The sequence below is a fragment of the Nocardioides terrigena genome (assembly GCF_003047265.1).
Classification (GTDB): domain Bacteria; phylum Actinomycetota; class Actinomycetes; order Propionibacteriales; family Nocardioidaceae; genus Nocardioides; species Nocardioides terrigena.
Window position 1 is genome coordinate 1 of sequence record NZ_PZYY01000007.1, and the last position, 17577, is coordinate 17577.

The 17577-nt window shown below is 70.3% G+C and carries 18 protein-coding genes and 1 tRNA gene; 14 read left to right on the forward strand and 5 right to left on the reverse strand.

From position 1 onward, the window contains the following. Positions 1–100 precede the first annotated feature (100 nt). The 5 genes from priA (at position 101) to DAE25_RS15720 (ending at position 4190) form a co-directional block, all read left to right on the forward strand. Complete coding sequence (gene priA / locus DAE25_RS15700) at positions 101–853, forward strand: bifunctional 1-(5-phosphoribosyl)-5-((5-phosphoribosylamino)methylideneamino)imidazole-4-carboxamide isomerase/phosphoribosylanthranilate isomerase PriA (RefSeq protein WP_056885414.1); 753 nt, start codon at positions 101–103, stop codon at positions 851–853. Next, entirely contained in the window at positions 850–1611 is a 762-nt protein-coding gene (gene hisF / locus DAE25_RS15705) for an imidazole glycerol phosphate synthase subunit HisF (protein WP_107767102.1), read from the forward strand. Before priA ends, hisF begins: the two co-directional genes overlap by 4 nt. 82 nt (positions 1612–1693) lie before the next feature. After that, positions 1694–2578, forward strand: a complete 885-nt coding sequence (locus DAE25_RS15710; RefSeq protein WP_107767103.1) for an ABC transporter substrate-binding protein — start codon at positions 1694–1696, stop codon at positions 2576–2578. Beyond that, the gene (locus DAE25_RS15715; protein ID WP_107767104.1) at positions 2578–3453 is read left to right on the forward strand and encodes an amino acid ABC transporter permease; all 876 of its coding nucleotides are present in this window, start codon (positions 2578–2580) and stop codon (positions 3451–3453) included. The genes DAE25_RS15710 and DAE25_RS15715 overlap by 1 nt, the downstream gene beginning before the upstream one ends. Before the next feature lie 17 nt (positions 3454–3470). Further along, a complete protein-coding gene (locus tag DAE25_RS15720) occupies positions 3471–4190 on the forward strand; it encodes an amino acid ABC transporter ATP-binding protein (protein ID WP_107767416.1) in 720 nt (239 codons plus the stop codon). Here the strand turns inward: DAE25_RS15720 and DAE25_RS15725 are convergent. Beyond that, complete coding sequence (locus DAE25_RS15725) at positions 4187–4813, reverse strand: TIGR03085 family metal-binding protein (protein WP_159083762.1); 627 nt, start codon at positions 4811–4813, stop codon at positions 4187–4189. The genes DAE25_RS15720 and DAE25_RS15725 overlap by 4 nt on opposite strands. Before the next feature lie 128 nt (positions 4814–4941). On the opposite strand from DAE25_RS15725, the gene DAE25_RS15730 reads away from it, so the two are divergent. Both DAE25_RS15730 and DAE25_RS15735 read left to right on the forward strand, forming a co-directional pair. Then, on the forward strand, positions 4942–6786 hold the full coding sequence (locus tag DAE25_RS15730) for an ABC transporter ATP-binding protein (RefSeq protein WP_107767106.1): 1845 nt from the start codon (positions 4942–4944) through the stop codon (positions 6784–6786). Beyond that, positions 6783–8597, forward strand: coding sequence for an ABC transporter ATP-binding protein (locus DAE25_RS15735; RefSeq protein ID WP_234411085.1), 1815 nt, complete (start codon positions 6783–6785; stop codon positions 8595–8597). Before DAE25_RS15730 ends, DAE25_RS15735 begins: the two co-directional genes overlap by 4 nt. 17 nt (positions 8598–8614) lie before the next feature. Here the strand turns inward: DAE25_RS15735 and DAE25_RS15740 are convergent, their stop codons facing one another. Next, positions 8615–9034, reverse strand: a complete 420-nt coding sequence (locus DAE25_RS15740) for an SsgA family sporulation/cell division regulator (RefSeq protein ID WP_107767107.1) — start codon at positions 9032–9034, stop codon at positions 8615–8617. A gap of 208 nt (positions 9035–9242) precedes the next feature. Between DAE25_RS15740 and DAE25_RS15745 the strand changes: the two genes are divergently transcribed. Continuing rightward, positions 9243–9737: a PGPGW domain-containing protein gene (locus DAE25_RS15745; protein WP_107767108.1), complete on the forward strand. Its 495-nt coding sequence runs from the start codon at positions 9243–9245 to the stop codon at positions 9735–9737. A gap of 21 nt (positions 9738–9758) precedes the next feature. After that, positions 9759–9833, forward strand: a tRNA-Val gene (locus DAE25_RS15750). A gap of 90 nt (positions 9834–9923) precedes the next feature. On the opposite strand, the gene DAE25_RS15755 is transcribed toward DAE25_RS15750, so the two are convergent. Continuing rightward, positions 9924–10121 carry a helix-turn-helix domain-containing protein gene (locus DAE25_RS15755; protein ID WP_056885406.1) on the reverse strand — a complete coding sequence of 66 codons (198 nt, stop codon included), beginning with the start codon at positions 10119–10121 and terminating at the stop codon, positions 9924–9926. 105 nt (positions 10122–10226) lie between these two features. After that, on the reverse strand, positions 10227–11618 hold the full coding sequence (locus DAE25_RS15760) for a hypothetical protein (RefSeq protein WP_159083763.1): 1392 nt from the start codon (positions 11616–11618) through the stop codon (positions 10227–10229). Positions 11619–11835: 217 nt separating this feature from the next. Here DAE25_RS15760 and DAE25_RS15765 point away from each other — a divergent pair, with 217 nt between their 5' ends. Further along, positions 11836–12561 (forward strand): thermonuclease family protein, encoded by a 726-nt coding sequence (locus tag DAE25_RS15765; RefSeq protein ID WP_107767110.1) that lies wholly within the window; start codon positions 11836–11838, stop codon positions 12559–12561. A gap of 296 nt (positions 12562–12857) precedes the next feature. After that, positions 12858–13910 (forward strand): DUF4192 domain-containing protein, encoded by a 1053-nt coding sequence (locus DAE25_RS15770; protein WP_159083764.1) that lies wholly within the window; start codon positions 12858–12860, stop codon positions 13908–13910. A gap of 47 nt (positions 13911–13957) precedes the next feature. On the opposite strand, the gene DAE25_RS15775 is transcribed toward DAE25_RS15770, so the two are convergent. Continuing rightward, a complete protein-coding gene (locus tag DAE25_RS15775) occupies positions 13958–14167 on the reverse strand; it encodes a hypothetical protein (protein WP_107767112.1) in 210 nt (69 codons plus the stop codon). Positions 14168–15386: 1219 nt separating this feature from the next. Here DAE25_RS15775 and DAE25_RS15785 point away from each other — a divergent pair. The 3 genes from DAE25_RS15785 (at position 15387) to DAE25_RS15795 (ending at position 17574) form a co-directional block, all read left to right on the forward strand. Further along, a complete protein-coding gene (locus tag DAE25_RS15785; protein WP_159083765.1) occupies positions 15387–15998 on the forward strand; it encodes a hypothetical protein in 612 nt (203 codons plus the stop codon). Between the two features lie 347 nt (positions 15999–16345). Then, positions 16346–16888 carry a hypothetical protein gene (locus tag DAE25_RS15790; protein ID WP_107767115.1) on the forward strand — a complete coding sequence of 181 codons (543 nt, stop codon included), beginning with the start codon at positions 16346–16348 and terminating at the stop codon, positions 16886–16888. Between the two features lie 122 nt (positions 16889–17010). Next, positions 17011–17574, forward strand: a complete 564-nt coding sequence (locus tag DAE25_RS15795) for an SAF domain-containing protein (protein ID WP_107767116.1) — start codon at positions 17011–17013, stop codon at positions 17572–17574. The last annotated feature ends 3 nt before the right edge of the window (positions 17575–17577 follow it).

Genomic DNA, 17577 nt, shown 5'->3' on the forward strand with positions numbered 1-17577 from the left:
GACCTCAAGGATCGGGATCGACGAGTGCTCACCCACCGGCTGGACTCAGGCACCACCATGGCCCAAAGCCACCGGGTACGTCCCCATTAGGATCGGACCCATGGCCCCCTACCTCGAGCTGCTGCCCGCCGTCGACATCAAGGGCGGCCAGGCCGTCCAGCTCGTGCAGGGCGTGGACGGGTCGGAGAAGCGCTTCGGCGACCCCATCGAGGCGGCCCTGCGCTGGCAGCGCGCCGGTGCCGAGTGGATCCACCTGGTCGACCTCGACGCGGCGTTCGGCCACGGGCACAACCGGGAGCTCCAGGCGCAGATCGTGGGCGCGCTCGACATCAAGGTCGAGATGAGCGGCGGGATCCGCGACGACGAGTCGCTGGCCGCCGCGATGGCCACGGGGTGCCGCCGGGTCAACATCGGCACCGCCGCGCTCGAGCAGCCGGAGTGGTGCGCGCGAGCCATCGCCGAGCACGGCGACCGGGTCGCGGTCGGCCTCGACGTGCGTGGCCGCACGCTCGCCGCCCGGGGCTGGACGCGCGAGGGCGGCGACCTCTACGAGGTGCTGTCCCGCCTCGACTCCGAGGGCTGCGCGCGCTACGTCGTCACCGACGTCAACAAGGACGGCATGCTCCAGGGCCCCAACCTCGACCTGCTGCGCGACGTGTGCGCGGCCACCGACCGCCCCGTGGTGGCCTCCGGCGGGGTCACCACGCTGGCCGACATCGAGGCGCTGATGGGCCTGGTCCCCGACGGGGTCGAGGGCGCCATCGCGGGCACCGCGCTCTACGAGGGCCGCTTCACCCTCGAGGACGCCCTGGCCCTCACCCGCCCGGCCGGCGAGCAGGGTCGCGAGCAGTGAGCCTCGCCGTACGCGTCATCCCGTGCCTGGACGTCGACGGCGGCCGGGTGGTCAAGGGCATCAACTTCACCGAGCTCCGCGACGCGGGGGACCCGGTCGAGCTGGCCCGCACGTACGACGCCGAGGGTGCCGACGAGCTGACGTTCCTCGACATCTCCGCCTCGCACGAGGGGCGCGCCACCACCATGGAGGTGGTCTCGCGCTGCGCCGAGGAGGTCTTCATCCCGCTGACGGTCGGCGGGGGAGTGAGCAGCGTGGCGGACGTCGACCGGCTGCTGCGCGCGGGGGCCGACAAGGTGGCGATGAACACCGCCGCCATCCACCGGCCCGAGCTGATCGCCGAGGTGGCCGACCGGTTCGGCAGCCAGGTCCTGGTGCTGAGCGTCGACGCCCGTCGCTCCGCGGGCACCGACTCCGGCTTCGAGGTCACCACCCACGGCGGGCGCAGGAGCGCCGGGCTGGACGCCATCGCCTGGGCGGCCCGGGCGGCCGAGCTGGGTGCCGGCGAGATCCTCCTCAACGCGATGGACGCCGACGGCACCCAGGACGGCTTCGACCTCGAGCTCATCGCGGCCGCGCGCCGGGCGGTGTCGATCCCGGTGATCGCCAGTGGCGGCGCGGGAGCGGTGGAGCACTTCCCGCCCGCCGTCGACGCGGGGGCCGACGCCGTCCTGGCCGCGACGGTCTTCCACTTCGGCACCCTGCGGATCGGTGACGTCAAGGCGGGGTTGGCAGCCGCGGGGCACCCGGTCCGCTGAGGCGACCCGGCCACCACCACCGCAGTGGTTCACACGGTGGCCACGGTGCGGCTGCGGGGGGTGGCGGACTTACGATTTCGCCATGCGCACCCTGACCCGGCCCCTCATCGCCACCTCGCTGGCCGCCACCGTCCTCCTGACCGCCTGCGGCGCCCCCCGCGACGAGGCGGACGAGGCCACCGACAGCTCGACGTCGGAGGAGACCACCGAGGCCGCCTCGTGCGACAAGGAGTCCCTCGAGACGCTGGGCGACGGCGTGCTGACCGTCGGCACGGACTCCCCGGCGTACGAGCCCTGGTTCGTCGACGACGACCCCACCAACGGTGAGGGCTACGAGTCGGCCGTGGCCTACGCGGTGGCCGAGCAGCTCGGGTACGCCGCCGACGAGGTCGAGTGGGTCGTCGTGCCGTTCAACGCCGTGGTGAGCCCGGGGGAGAAGAAGTTCGACTTCGACGTCAACCAGGTCTCCATCACCGAGGAGCGCCGCAACGCGGTCGACTTCTCGAGCGGCTACTACGACGTGCGCCAGACCGTCATCACCAACGCCGGCAGCGCGATCGACGGCGCCACCGCGATCGCCGACCTGGCCGACGCCAAGCTGGGCGCGCAGGTCGGGACGACGAGCTACAACGCGATCGAGGAGCAGATCGGCACCTCGGAGCAGGCCGCCGCCTTCGACACCAACGACCAGGCGGTGCAGGCGCTCAAGAACGGCCAGATCGACGGCATCGTCGTCGACCTCCCCACCGCCTACTTCATGGTCGCGGCCCAGCTCGACGACGGTGTCATCGTCGGCCAGCTGCCGCTTCCCGACGGTGAGGTCGAGCAGTTCGGTGCGGTCCTCGACAAGGACAGCCCGCTGACCGACTGCGTCTCGCAGGCCGTCGACGCGCTGCGCGAGGACGGCACCCTGGACCAGCTCGCCGACGAGTGGCTGGCGCAGCAGGGCGCTCCCGAGCTCTCCTGATGCCGGCCCAGGACACCGGCGCTGCGCAGACCGACTGGCAGCCGTCGGAGGTCCAGCGTGAGCGGGACGCCTGGCGTCGCCGGCAGACGCGCCGCAGTGCTGCGATCGCCGCCACCTCGACGATCGTCCTGCTCGGGGTGGTGGCGGCCTTCGTCGTCACCTCGCCCGGGTGGGAGCGCGTCAAGGAGACGTACTTCGACTGGGACAAGGCCGTCGACTCGTTCCCCGCGGTGCTGGAGGGACTCTGGCTCAACATCCGGGTGATGGTCGTCTGCGCCATCGTCATCGTGATCCTGAGCCTCACCATCGCTGTGATGCGGACCGTCCGGGGCCCCGTGGCGTTCCCGTTGCGGCTGCTCGGCACCGTCTACGTCGACGTCTTCCGGGGGCTGCCGCTGCTGCTCGTGCTGTTCCTGCTCGGCTTCGGCGGTCCCGCGCTCGACCTGACCGGGCTGCCGACGTCGGCGCTCTTCTGGGGGTGTGCGGCGCTCGTGCTGTCCTACTCGGCGTACGTCGCCGAGGTCTTCCGGGCGGGCATCGAGTCGGTGCACCCGTCCCAGCGCCTCGCGGGACGGTCGCTGGGCCTGTCCTACGCCCAGACGCTGCGCCACGTGGTGCTGCCCCAGGCGTGGCGGCGGGTGCTGCCGCCCCTGATGAACGACCTGGTCTCGCTCCAGAAGGACTCCGGCCTGATCGCCGTCCTCGGCGTGATCGACGCGATCCGGGCCGCCCAGATCGAGACGGCCCGCGACTTCAACTACACGCCGTACGTCGTGGCGGGCTTCCTCTTCATCTGCCTGACCATCCCGATGGCCCGGCTGACGGACCGGTACGCCCGCAAGCAGGGCTTCCACGGAGCGGGAGGCATGCTGTGAGCGAGCTGGTGCTGGAGATGGCCGGCGTCCGCAAGGTCTTCGGCGAGCACGTGGTGCTGCACGACGTCGACCTGTCGGTCGCGCGCGGGCAGTGCGTGGTGCTCATCGGTGCCAGCGGCTCCGGCAAGTCGACCCTGCTGCGCTGCGCCAACCTCCTCGAGACCGTCGACGACGGCGTCATCACCTTCGAGGGCGAGGACGTCACCGACCCCCGCGTCGACGCGGACGCGGTCCGGGCCCGGATGGGGCTGGTGTTCCAGGCCTACAACCTCTTCCCGCACCTCACCGTGCTGGGCAACGTGACGCTCGCGCTGCGCAAGGTGCACGGCGTTCCCGAGGAGGAGGCCAGTGCCCGCGGTCTGGCGATGCTGGACCGGGTGGGCCTCGCGTCCAAGGCGCGGGCCCGGCCCGACGACCTCTCGGGCGGTCAGCAGCAGCGCGTCGCGATCGCCCGGGCGCTCGTCGCCAACCCGCGGCTGATGCTCCTCGACGAGGTGACGTCGGCGCTCGACCCGGAGCTGGTGGGCGAGGTCCTGGACCTGCTCACCGACCTCAAGGCCGAGGGCGTGACGATGGTCCTCAACACCCACGAGATGGGCTTCGCCCGGGACGTGGCCGACACCGTGTGCTTCCTGCACGACGGGGTGATCCACGAGACCGGCAGCCCCGAGCAGGTGATCGGGGACCCGAGCAAGGAGCGCACCCGGGCGTTCCTGTCGCGGCTGCGGCTCGTCTAGGTCCCGAGGTCGGCGCCGCGGAGCCGGGCGATCCGGTCCAGGGGTCCGGTGAGGTCGACGCCGCGGGTCTGGTCGCGGCCGTGGAGGAAGAGCACCAGCTCCCCGGGCAGGCCGTGCACGGTCACCGGCTCGTCCCCCCGGCGCAGGGTGGCGGTCTCGCCGGTGTCGGTGCGCTCGAGCCGCACCGGCACCTTCGCCGAGGCGACCAGGCCGCGGCCGATCAGTCGCAGGGCCTTCCAGAGCACGTCGTGGTCGTGCCGCGTGACCTCGCGTGGCTCCCAACCGGGCTGGGCGCGCCTCAGGTCCTCGTGGTGGACGAAGAACTCGACGGGGTTGACCAGGTCGTCGACCGGCTTGAGGGCCACGGGGGTGAGGCGGGGGTGGCGGAAGCGGTCCACGAGGTCGTCGAAGTCCGCGGTCGCCGTACGCCGCATCGCGCGCTCGGTGAGCCCGGCGAGGGGAGGAACGACGATCCCGGCCGCCCCCAGCGGGCTGTGCTCGCGCACCAGGAGGTGGGCCAGCAGGTCGCGTGCGGACCAGTCGCCGCACAGGGTCGGGGCGTCGGGTCCGACGGCGAGGGCGGTGTCGGCCAGCGCGTGCCGCTCGGCTCGGGCGAGGCTCATGCGCCCAACCCTAGGGCCGGGCGGGTGATGCCCCTGCACGATTGGGTCGCTGTCGGTGGCGGGGAATAGCCTGACCTGTCGGGATGGTTGCGACGAGCAACCGCCCCGACGACACATCGGGCGACATCATGGACACGAGGGGGCGGGCGACACAGGTGGCAGGCGAGGACGCGGAGCTCCGGGGATCGACGACCTGGGAGGGCTTCGCCGTACTCGGCCACGCCATCCGGCGCGAGCCCGGCATCTTCATCCTCTCCACCGTGGGCTCGGTGCTCTTCGCCGTGCTGACCGTCGCCGACGCCTGGGTGCTCGGTTGGGCCACCGACAACGTCGTGATCCCGGCCTTCGAGACCGGCGAGATCGGCGCCGAGATGCTCTGGGCCGTGCTCGGTCTCTTCCTGGGTGTCGCGATCCTGCGGGCCGTGGGGATCGTCGCGCGCCGGCTCGGCGCCGGCATCATGCAGTTCCGCATGCAGGCGCACACCCGCCGCGCGGTCACCCGGCAATACCTCACCCTGCCCATGGAGTGGCACCAGCGGCACCCGACCGGGCAGCTGCTCTCCAACGCCTACTCCGACGTCGAGGCCGCCTGGGCCCCGATCGCCCCGCTCCCGATGGCCCTCGGCACCGTCGTGATGATGGTCATCGCGGTGATCCAGATGCTGCTCGCCGACGTGGTCCTGGCCGTCGTCGGGCTGCTGGTCTTCCCGGCCGTGGTGGTCGCCAACCTCGCCTACCAGCGGCTCGCCTCGCCCCTGATGACCCACGCGCAGGCGCTGCGCGCCGAGGTCAGCGAGATCGCCCACGAGTCCTTCGACGGCGCGATGGTCGTCAAGACGCTGGGCCGTGAGACCCAGGAGACCGACCGGTTCCGCGCCAAGGCCCACGAGCTGCGCGACGTCAACATCCGGGCGGGCCGCATCCGTGCCGCCTTCGACCCGACCCTGGCCTCGCTGCCCAACATCGGCGTCCTGATCGTGCTGGCCGTCGGGACGGCGCGGGTCATCAGCGGCCAGACCGACGCCGGTGACGTCGTCACCGTCGCCTACCTCCTGACCATCGTGGCCTTCCCCATCCGCGCCATCGGCTGGCTGCTGGGCGAGTTCCCGCGCTCGGTCGTGGGCTACCGCCGCGCGGAGGCGGTCATCGCGGCGACCGGGTCCATGGAGTACGGCGCCGCCACCCTGCCGACGGCCGGTCGCGGCGCCGTCCTCGAGGTCGACGGCCTGCACTACGCCTACGACCCCGCGACCCGCCTCCTCGACGGCGTGTCCTTCGACGTGCAGCCGGGCCGGACGGTCGCCCTGGTCGGGCAGACCGCCTCCGGCAAGAGCACCCTGACCAACCTGCTGACCCGGCTCGTCGACCCGGACGCCGGGTCCGTGCGCGTCGACGGGGTCGACCTGCGCGACCTCGCGCGCGGCCAGCTCGCGGGGGCGGTGGCGCTGGTGCCGCAGACGGCCTTCCTCTTCGACGACACCGTCCGCGGCAACATCACCCTCGGCGCCGACATCCCCGACGACGTGGTGTGGGCCGCGCTGCGCGATGCGCAGGCCGACGGCTTCGTCGCCGCGCTGGGCGACGGCCTGGACACCCAGCTGGGGGAGCGGGGCACGTCGCTCTCCGGAGGGCAGCGCCAGCGCATCTCACTGGCCCGCGCGCTGGTGCGTCGCCCCCGCCTGCTGATCCTCGACGACGCCACGTCGGCGGTGGACCCCGAGGTCGAGGCCCGCATCCTGGCGACGCTGCGGCAAGGAGCGACCGACACCACCCTCGTGGTCGTCGCCTACCGCAAGGCCACCATCGGCCTCGCCGACGAGGTGGTGCACCTCGACGAGGGGCGCGTCGCCGACCGCGGCACCCACCGTGAGCTCCTGGACCGCAGTCCCGACTACGCCCGCCTCGTCAACGCCTACGAGCAGGCGGCCCACGACGACGCCGCCACCCCGAGCAGCGCCGGAGGCGCCCCGTGAGCACCACGACCCGCAACCCCGCCGCCGGCACCCGGATGGACACCGGCGAGGACATCGGCGCCATCGAGACCATCCGCCGCGGCATGCAGATCTCGCCCGAGCTCCGCGAGGGGCTGCGCTTCACGCTCTTCCTCGCGATCGTCGCCGCCTGCGGGCAGGTGGTCGTGCCGATCGCCGTCCAGCAGACCCTCGACCGCGGGCTCAACGGCCCGGACGGCCCACAGCTCGACTACGTCGTGGCCCTGGGCATCGGCTGCGCGGTGGTGCTCGCCATCACCAGCCTCGCGTCGTACGCCATGACCAGCAGGCTCTTCGCGACCTCCGAGCGCGGGCTAGCGACGCTGCGCATCAAGGCCTTCCGCCACGTGCACGACCTGCCGCTCCTCACGCAGAACACCGAGCGTCGCGGCGCCCTCGTCTCGCGGGTCACCAGCGACGTCGACCAGGTCAGCCAGTTCCTCGTGTTCGGCGGCCTGATCTTCGTGGTCAGCATCGGCCAGATGCTGGTCGCCACCGTGATCATGGTGATCTACAGCTGGCAGCTCGCCCTCGTCGTGTGGCTGTGCTTCGCGCCGCTCTTCATCTCGATCCGCTACTTCCAGCGCAAGCTGTCCGAGGCCTACGGCGTCGTCCGCCACCAGGTGGGCGTGCTGCTCGGCGCCATCTCCGAGCCCGTCGTCGGCGCGGCCACCGTCCGCTCGTACGCCGTCGAGGAGCGCACCCAGGGCCGCATCGACGCGGCCATCGACGAGTTCAAGACGGCGAGCACGCGCGCGCAGAAGTTCACCGTCGTGTCGTTCTCGCTCGGCGGCATCTCGGCCGGCCTCGCCAACGCCGGCGTGCTGATCGTCGGGGTGCTGCTCGGCTTCACGGGCGACATGACGGCCGGCAAGGTGCTCGCGTTCGCGTTCCTCGTGACGCTCTTCGTGGGCCCGGTCCAGATGGGCACCCAGATCCTCACCGACGCGCAGAACGCCATCGTCAGCTGGCGGCGGGTCATCGGCATCCTGGAGACGCCCGCCGACCTCGTCGACCCCGGCCCGGACGGCCTCGTCCTGCCGCGTGGGCCGATCGACGTGACCTTCGACGAGGTCACCTTCGCCTACCCCGGCGGCCCGCCGGTGCTGTCCGACGTCTCCCTGCACATCGACGCCGGCACCCGGGTGGCGATCGTGGGGGAGACCGGCTCGGGCAAGTCGACCTTCGCCAAGCTGCTGACCCGGCTCATGGACCCGGTCGAGGGCGGCGTGCTGCTCGACGGTCTCGACGTACGCCGCATCGCCCCGGCGTCGCTGCGCCGCAGCGTCGTGCTGGTGCCCCAGGAGGGCTTCCTCTTCGACGACTCGATCGCCGCCAACGTGCGCTACGGCAAGCTCGACGCGACCGAGGCCGAGATCCTCGCGTCGGCCGACGAGCTGGGCCTGCGCGACTGGCTCGACGCCCTTCCCGCCGGGATGGCGACGAAGGTCGGCCAGCGCGGGGAGTCGCTGTCGGCCGGCGAGCGCCAGCTGGTGGCCCTGCTGCGAGCCCACCTGGCCGACCCCGACCTGCTCGTGCTCGACGAGGCCACCAGCGCCGTCGACCCGCAGCTGGAGATGCGCATCGGTCGCGCCCTGGAGCGCCTCATGCAGTCGCGCACCTCGGTGACCATCGCCCACCGGCTCTCGACCGCCGAGAACGCCGACGAGGTGATCGTGGTCGACCGTGGGCGGGTGGTGCAGCGGGGACCGCACCAGGAGCTGGCCGCGCAGGAGGGCACGGTGTACGCCGGGCTCCACTCCTCGTGGGTGGCCCAGCACGACGCCCGCTGAGGCGGGCGCGCGGCGGGTCAGACCGCCAGCAGCTGCGCGATCATCTGGTCGACGTCGACGTGATCGGCCTCGACACCGGGCGGGCACACGTCGACGGTGCGGCCGATGAAGGCGGTGACCTCGTCGGTGCGCACCTCGAGCAGCAGGTGCCCGTCGGGGCTGCAGAGCTCGATCTGCACGATGGCGGTCCCGTCGTCGTCGAGGGACGGGCAGATCCGCACGTCGCCCTCGCCGGTCGGGTGGGTGATGCCGCGCATCAGGAGGTCGCGGCCGAAGGTCCAGGTGACGAGGGGCTCGACGTCGCCGAACGTCATGGTCACGGCGAAGGCGTCAGACCGGGCATAGCCGAGAACGGTGTCCAGCTCGTAGCGGTGACCATCGAGGTCCCGGCAGTACATCGTCACGTCGACAGCGACGTCAGCGGTGATCCTGCGCATGTGTCTCCACTCTCTCTCAAGGTGCCCGACCGCTCGGACCCTCCTCGGTGGTAGGACGGCGGGGGTACCGACCTATGACGTGGGTTCAACGACCCTGTCCGAGGAGGGCTACGACACACGTTGTGCAAGGCCCGTAGGGTCATCACGTGAGCGCAGCAAAGCAGGCGCGGCAGACTTTAGCCGCGGAGACACGCAGGGAGAATTCCTGATGGGCGTTCCGGGGGGTGGCGCGGCCAAGCGAGTGGTGCTCGAGACTCTCGGCTGGGTCCTGCTGGTGGCGGGAGTTGCGGCGATTTTCCTGCCCGGACCCGGTCTCCTCGGGATCTTCGCCGGTCTAGCCCTGTTGTCCCAGCAGTACGACTGGGCGGAGCGGCGCGTCGAGCCCGTCCGCGTCGCCGCCATGCGCGGTGCCGCCGAGAGTGTGGAGACATGGCCGCGCATCGTCGCGTCCGTCATGGGGGCCCTGATCCTGGTGGCCTGCGGCGTGCTCTGGATCTACCACCCGCCGTCGCCGGAGTGGTGGCCGCTCGACGACCGGTGGTGGCTGCCCGGCGACCTGTGGACCGGGATCACCCAGATTGCGTCAGCAGGCATCGCGGTGGGCCTCATCGTCTACAGCTACCGCCGCTTCCACAACCGGCCCGAGGCCGTCGCTGCGCTGCGCAAGCAGGGCGATTCCGACTCGTCCGCCGCGATGCGTTAGAGTTCCCCGGCACCGCACAGCGGGCGATTGGCGCAGTGGTAGCGCGCTTCGTTCACACCGAAGAGGTCACTGGTTCGAACCCAGTATCGCCCACCAACCATGAACCGCCTCTGACCTGCGAAAACAGCAGTCCAGAGGCGGTTTTGTTTTGGCCCCGTGTCCCCAACGTGTCCACTGAATGAGGGGTTACCAGCGCGCGGAGGGGATTCGCCGCAGGGCGGCTTCGAGGTCGTCGAGGCGAATCCGGATGGGTCTGCGGCCGCACTGGTAGGCAGGGATCGTGCCGTCACTGATGCGGCGTCGGATGGTCTTTGTGGACACTGACAGCACCTCGGCGGCCTGTTCGAGGCTGAGATAGACCGGCAGTTCTCTCTTGGTGGTCATGGGACGTCTCCTTGGTGAGTGGTTGAGGGCGGGTTGTCTTGGCTGTGGTCGTTCCTCCGTGGATCTGCAGTGCCGGCGCCGCCGTGGAGCGTCGGTGGCTGCCGACTAACGCGCGCGGCTGACCGGGAGGTTGACGGGCGCGGGGTACGGGCTGGGGGCGCGGTGTCCGGTGGGGGTTACCGCGAGCGTGGTGCTCAGCGCCGCGCGTTGCCGGGGGCTGATGTAGGTGGCGATGGGTGCCGAGGGTGGGGGCAGGTTGACGAGGTCGGTGAGGCTGCGCTCGAGGGGGTGGCGGCGATGCACGCGGGTGCGGCCGACCTGACGCGTGGCGTCCTCCATGCGCAGGTTGCTTGTGTCCCGGAGAAGCTCGCGGCGCATCGTGGTGGCGATGTTCTGGGTGACCTCGTGGGTGGCGGTGGCGAGGTCCTGCCACTGGGCGGTGCTGAGGGTCAGGGTGGGTGTGGTGCGCAGCAGGCGGGCCACGGCGGTGCTGAGCTCGACCTGTTGCCAGCAGGCGCCGGTGTTGCGTCCCTGCGGTTCGAGGTCCACGAGCCGCCGTAGGTGGGAGTGGATGTCGCCGAGGATCTCGCGGCGCTGAGCGAAGTGCGCGGCGAGCTCCTCGGCGCCGGGCGTCTGACGGGACAGGTGCTCGAAGCGCTCGGTGAGGGCGTGTTGGCTGGTTACGACCATCCGGACGGTGTGGGTGTCGATCTCGGGTTCGGCGTCGTAGAAGGCGTCACTGCCGTGCAGGGGCCGCAGGTAGCGCGCGAGCTGTCGTTGTGCGGCGGCGAGGTCGCCAGCTTCGTGCACGGTGTAGACCGGGCTGGAGACCCGCGGCTTGGGTCGGGTCGCTGGGGAGGCGCGGTCCGGGGTGTCGCTGGTGGCGTACCAGGTGGCGACGCGGGCGCACTGGGAGGCGAGCAGGCGCCGCTGGTCGAGGTCGAGCGTGCTGGGGGGACGGTGGTGGGTGTTGAGCAGGCCGACCTCGTCGAGCCGGCTGTCGAGGATCAGCACTGCCTCGAGCGTGACCGCGACGTCGTGGACGAGGTACCAGCCACCGCCGGGGTCGCGTAGCCACGGGCGCTCCGGCGCTGCGTCGAGGGCGTGGCTGCCGGTCAGCAGTTCCACGGCTGCCTCTCGCCACAAGCGCGCGGCCTCGCCACCGGCGCGGGGGTTCAGCACGTCCGTGGGAGCCCGTCGCTGGGCGGGCGGCAGTGTCGGGAGCTCGGCGACGATGCGGTCCAGCCAGGTGGTGAGGTTCCGTGCGACGTCGGGCAGCCGGGCGGCACCGACCCGCGCGGGAGGCACGGTCATAGGGTGACGCCCCTCCACCCTAAGTGCGTAGAGGCGTTGTCGCAGCGCCCCGACGACGATGTCGCGACACGCCAGGCTGTCGTCAACGTCCGCCGCCGTGAGGGGCAGCGCCTCGCCGGTGACGAGTCGATTGAGGGCGGCGGCCGCCGCTTCCTGGTGGTCCCCGTAGGTCGTTCCACTCATCGCGCGCCCCGGGAGCCCGGTCGCGGATTCGGTGCCTTCCTCATGACCCGAAAGGCGGAGTGCGGCGCGCCCTCTCGGTCAGGCGACGACGTCAGGAGACCCGGGGAGCGTCCGGGACGGCGGAGTCGAACGGGTGTCAGGAATCTCCTGACAAGAGTCGGCTTCTGCTCGTACGGTCATCGCAGCCCAACCACCACACGTCCCGGGGGACCACACCATGCGCCGATTCCTCAGCACCCTCATCGCGATCGCCGCCGTCGTTGCGGCACTGCTGACCACCACCGCGCCGGCCCAGGCGGTGAAGGACCTCGACTGCGGCGACTTCCCGAATCAGGCAGCCGCCCAGACGAACCTGAACAACAACCCCTCCGACCCGAACGGTCTTGACTCCGAGGGCGATGGCCGTGCGTGTGAGTCCCTCCCGTGCCCCTGCCTGGGCGCCGGCGGCGGGGGTGGCACCAGCACGCCCCCGCCCAACAACAACGGAGGCACCAGCAACACCGGCAACACCAGCGGCTCCGGTCCGGTCAAGCGCAACGTCGGCAACGTCGTCAAGGTCACCGATGGCGACACCCTGAAGGTGCGCATCCGGGGCATCGGGATCCGCGACGTGCGGATCCTGGGCATCGACACCCCCGAGAAGTACGGCCGTCGTGAGTGCGGTGCCGTCAAGGCCACCGAGAGCATGGAGTCCCTCGCACCCGTCGGGTCGACCGTCGTGCTGTTCTCCGACCCCAGCCAGGCCGACAAGGACCGTTACCAGCGCCTGTTGCGCTACGTCGAGCGCAAGGACCGTGACGTGGGCCGGGCGCAGATCTTCACCGGTCACTCGAAGGTCTACGTCTACCGCAACGACCCGGTCCGCCGTACCGCGAACTACCGCGTCGCCCAGAAGCAGGCCATGAACCGCAGCGCCGGCCTCTGGTCCACCTGCTGGTTCTGATTTCTGAGGAGCCGCCCGGCCTCCGACCGCGGAGGCCGGGCGGCTCTGTCGTGGTCGCCCTGGACGGTGCCCTTGGGCGGGGGTGACCGGTGCAGGGCGCCGCGCAACGCACGAGATCGGAACCTACGTGCCACGGCACCTGGGCGAGCACCTTCGGGGGAGCGACGGGGAGCCGGGCCGCCGGAACCCGGGAGGCTTTCGCGATACCGATGTCCGCCCTGGCATGGGCCAGGACGCTTCTGGAGGTCCCGAAGTCGAACCGGAGACGGGGTTCGGCCGGGAGACTGGAGGCCCCCGTGGATCATCCCTTGCAGGTCACCGGACCATCCGAGCTGATCGCGGTGATTCCGCATGTCTTCGGCTTCGTCCCCGAGGAGTCCGTCGTGCTGGCGCCCAGACACGGGTCGGGTCCGTGGGCCAGGCTGGACCAGCCGTACGGCGCCCACGACATCTCGGAGGGCGCAGCGGTTCTCGCCGCGCCGTTCCTGCGTGACGGTGTGGGAGCCGCTCTGGTGTGCTTCACCACGGACCGTGAGGCCGCTGAAGGCATTAGCGTCGAGCTGGCTCGGCGCTTCACCGGTCGAACGCACCTCGGACCGAGCCTGTGGGTGGACGCGGGGATGTGGACCGACCTCGTGACGGGTGTCAGCGGCCGTATCGACGGGGCCACCCGCATGTGGGCGGACGCGGAGCTCGCCCTGGCTGGTCGGCGGATGCCGGTCGCGTCCCGCGATGAGCTGCGACGAGACCTGGAGGGGGACAGCGAGGAGGCTGCCGCGGTGGCAGCGCATCTGCCGGACGCCCGCGTCGAGCACCAGATTCGGCAGGGACGGGGAAATCAGCAGGAGGCCCGGTGGGTCGACAGGACGGTCGGTCGGTTCCTGGCCGACCAGGTGCCCGTGACACCGGTGGTGGCGGCGCGGCTGCTCGTGGACATGGAAGTGCTCCCGCTGCGGGACGTGGCCTGGATGGCGATGAATAGCGAGAACGCCGCGTTGCACATGTCGCTGTGGCGTGACCTGACGCGCCGTGCCCCGCATGAGGCTCGGACCCCGGCAGCAACCTTGTTGGCCTTCAGCTCGTGGCTTGCGGGTCAGGGCGCTCATGCGTGGGTGGCTCTCGATCTGGTTCCCGAGCCCCGGACGTACTCTCTCGCCCGGATCGTCGAGTCCCTGCTGGAGGGGGCTATTCCGCCCTCGGCGTGGGACACGGTCGCTGAGCAGAACAGAACGACTCCTGCATCATCTGTCCTGGGACGTGCCCAGGCGACTCGAGCCGACCAGCCAGGTCCGTCACGGCCATACGATCCCGGCACCGGCCGGGGGCGACCGAGCAGTCCGAGCAGGTAGGCGGGCGCACAGGTGATGCTTGGGCCGGTGCTGGTCTGCGGTTCTGTTCAGCGACGCGGCCCGGCCTGGGCGAGACGCACATCCTCCTCGCGCACCGTGTCCAGAAAGGTCATGCCAGGCTTGGGTCGCCAGTTCACGTTGGCCCACCAGCCGTCCTCGCGGTGGTGCCACATCCGCAGTTCGCCGGGATGCCACTCGCCATCGACACGCACCTCGACGTCGGGTCGCTCGTCAGGACGGTAGACACGGGACGTCACGCGCTGGACGGTACTTGTCGCCGCGGACGTTGCGTGCTGCCGACGTCCAGAAGGCTTGCTCGCCACGGTTGCGCGCGCCGATCTTGCGCCGGCAGTCACCAACGAAATCTTCACCGCGTCCGCCAGTGTCCCGGCTGGATGACGTCGCGGTGACGCATGCGTCGTGATGTGATCTGAGTATGGGTGCACGAACTCGGGTGCCGCCTGACCCGACCGGCTGGGTGAGTGCGGCCGAGGCCGCCGACGGGTTGGGACTGGCCGAGGCATATGTGGCCGCCGGGTCGCACACCGGGCGGTTCCCGGTGGTCCGGCACAACGGGGTGGCCTGGATGCGTGCGGAGGACCTGGAACGACTTGCGGAGCAGAGGTCGGAGGATCACCGCCGGTGGGCTTCCTACGCCGAGATCGAGCAGCTGGCCGGCTGCAGCAACGGCACTCTCGATCGAGCAATTCGTGCCGGGGAGGTCGAGGTGCGTGCAGCACGCACGGACCGAGCTCAACGAAGTCTTGAGCGTGCGAGTGCGGAGCGGTGGGCCGTGGAGTGGCGCTCGGAGCGAGACGCGGCGAGGAAGCGCCGCGACGCCCGCGCCCGACGAGAGCCCGAGGAGCCCCCGGACGATGGCCATGTCTGGCTGGACACCACCACGGCGGCCCTGGTCGTGGGAGTCACCGAGAACTGGCTCCGGCACCTGGCATCGACGTCCAAGGCACCAGCGACGAGGAGGGGACGGCGTTGGTGGTGGCGGCGGGATCTGGTTGAGAGTTTTGCGGCGGCCAGAGTCGTCCAGGAGTCGGAGGTGCCCCGCGAGTAGGAGCCGCCGGTGCTGCGCAATCACCCGACCGGATGCCCCCGATCAGAGTGTGCGAGCAACGAATCCGCGAAGCATGTGCCGCAGCTGCGGAGCGCCAGTTCGCGTCCACAGGTGCGGAGCGAGGTGGGTTATCCCCAGAAGGGACCGCCGGAGATGACGGCCGCCGGACGGTCAGGTTTTCTGGTGGGCAGGTGTCCCGGACGGATGGCGGGGGTGGTCCTCATGTGCTTGCCCAGCGCACGCCTCAACTTCAGCAGCTTCAGGCCGTGCTTCCTCGCCTCCGGGAGTGCTGAGGTCGTGAAATGCCAGCGGGCGCCCAAAAATTCGTCGGCGCTATTCGGCCGTTCTTGGGTGACACTGGTGGATACACCTGTCAGCCGCGAGCTGAGCGGTCTCGGGGAGGAATGATGAAGCTCGCACTCTCTGGCGTCGTCGCGCTTCTGGTGCTGTGCGCTGCAAGCGGGTGCTCCACCGAGGCTTCTGACCCAGGAGCGGAACCGACGTCACTGCCCACGCAGGCCCCAAGCGCTGTCGACCCGTCCACGCCCTCGGAACCGCCAGCTTGGCACGAGAAGTTCACTGCCGAGCAGATCGACGCCTACGAAGCCGCACTTAACCGCTGGCAGCAGTACGCCGAGCGGACGAACGAAGCGTGGCGTGTAGGAGACAACTCAGCGGAGGCTCGAGCCACTATCCGCGAGTACGACATGCAATGGCAGGCGACGCTCTCGGTATTCGAGGACTCGGTAACTCAGGGGATTCGCATTGAGCGGCCCATCAAGCCCATCTGGTCCAAGCCGACGCTCATCCGCCTTGGTTCTGATGGCACCGGCACTGTCGTGATCTACCAATGCACCGACTACAGGGGCTTGCTTGTCACGCAGAACGGAAGGGAACTGCGGGGCACTAAGCCGGACCACCGGATCACACCATTCACGGTACATATGGCCAAGCCTGAGGACGGGGACTGGATGGTTGCCCGAACCCAGCTGAAGGATGCGGTCTCATGCGACGCCTGACGGGTCTGATCATCATCGGGATCGCTTTATGGGCCCAGATCGAGTTCACACCAGCTGTGGCAGATTCGTGCGACGGACCGGTAGGGCCAGGCGGTATATGCCTCGAAGGGCAGATACCTGGGGAGGGGGAAACGGCTACAGCCGGTACGACGCCAGTCTCGTCCAATGGTGGCGGGTGCCAGGACGCCTCTGGCGCCTCCATACCGTGCGTTATCGACCTCGGCGCTGTGTGGATTGCCTCTCAGCAGTGCTACGCCTTTCAACTCGATCCGCAGCCTCCCGCAGGAGATCCGCTATGGCGCGGACACAACCCAACCGAGGGCAGTATCTGGACGTGTGACCCCTCAGTGGCAGTCCTGGGGAACACGTTCTTCCTTCCCGGTTCCCAGCCCGTAATCGCTGCCGCCACTGTGGCCGAGGATCTGCTGAAGCGGGCGCCGTTCGAGACGGCGCATGCGTCCATCGCGCCCCCTCCCAGCTTCCACTCCTACGTCAACTACAAGAACTGGATGTGGATCCCCGAGAAGCAGTGGCACGACGTGTCCGTGAGCGTGGATGCGGGCGGCGCGCGGGTCACGCTGTCCGCGACGCCGACCCGGGTGGAGTGGGACATGGGCAACGGGGATGTCGAGTTCTGCGCCGGTGCCGGGCGAGCGTGGACTGTATCGACTCCGGAGGACGCGCCAACGACGTGCGACTACACCTACACGGACATGGAAGACCCCACGGGCGACACGTGGGACGTGTCGGCGCGGATCGTCTACTCGGTGGCGTGGAGCTGCACGGGCCGCTGTTCGAGCCCCGACGGCTCGCTCGGCGAACACGCGGCGGTGGCCGGTGAGAGCACCACGATTCGTGTTCTGCAGCGGCAGACAGTGGTCATCCGGTGACGACCCAACAGCGTGCTCAGCGCAGCCGTGCGACGGAGCCGGCGGCCGCGGGTGCGCGGGTGGATAGGGCAGACCGGCACCTGCCGAGCGGAGCGAGAAAATACGGGCAGTGGGCTGGCACGGTGCTGTTCGTCGTTGTGATGGGGCTGGGTGCGGGCTACCTGTACATGACCAAGGGCAGCACCGCCGAGGTCTTGGTCCTGGATCGTGAGGTTGCCGCCGGTCAAATGATCGGCGAGGAGGACCTGGCCTCGGCCCAGGTCGCTGGGGTGAGCGACGCCGTTCCGATCGAGGAACTGGGCGAGGTGCTGGGCATGCGAGTGGTGAACGGCCTGGTTGCTGGGCAAGTGCTGACTCGCGGGGCTCTGACGTCGGAGCCGGTGCCCGGGCTGGGTGATCGGGTGGTGGCGGTTCGGCTGGAGGTCGGGCGGGTGCCGGCGACGCTTAGCGCGGGGTCGATGGTGAATGTGCTGGCCGTCCCACCTGCCGGTGATGCCGGCGACGAGGAGGCGCTGGACAGTCCGTCGAGTCTGACCTCCGGCGCCCGAGTCCACGACGTACGGGAGGCGGTGGACGGCTCGGTCGTGGTTTCGCTGCTGGTCTCTGAGTCGGAGGCAGACCAGGTCGCGGCGTACAGCGCCGCTGGTCGGGTGACAGTCGTCCAGGCTTCGGTGACGGGGGAGTAGAAA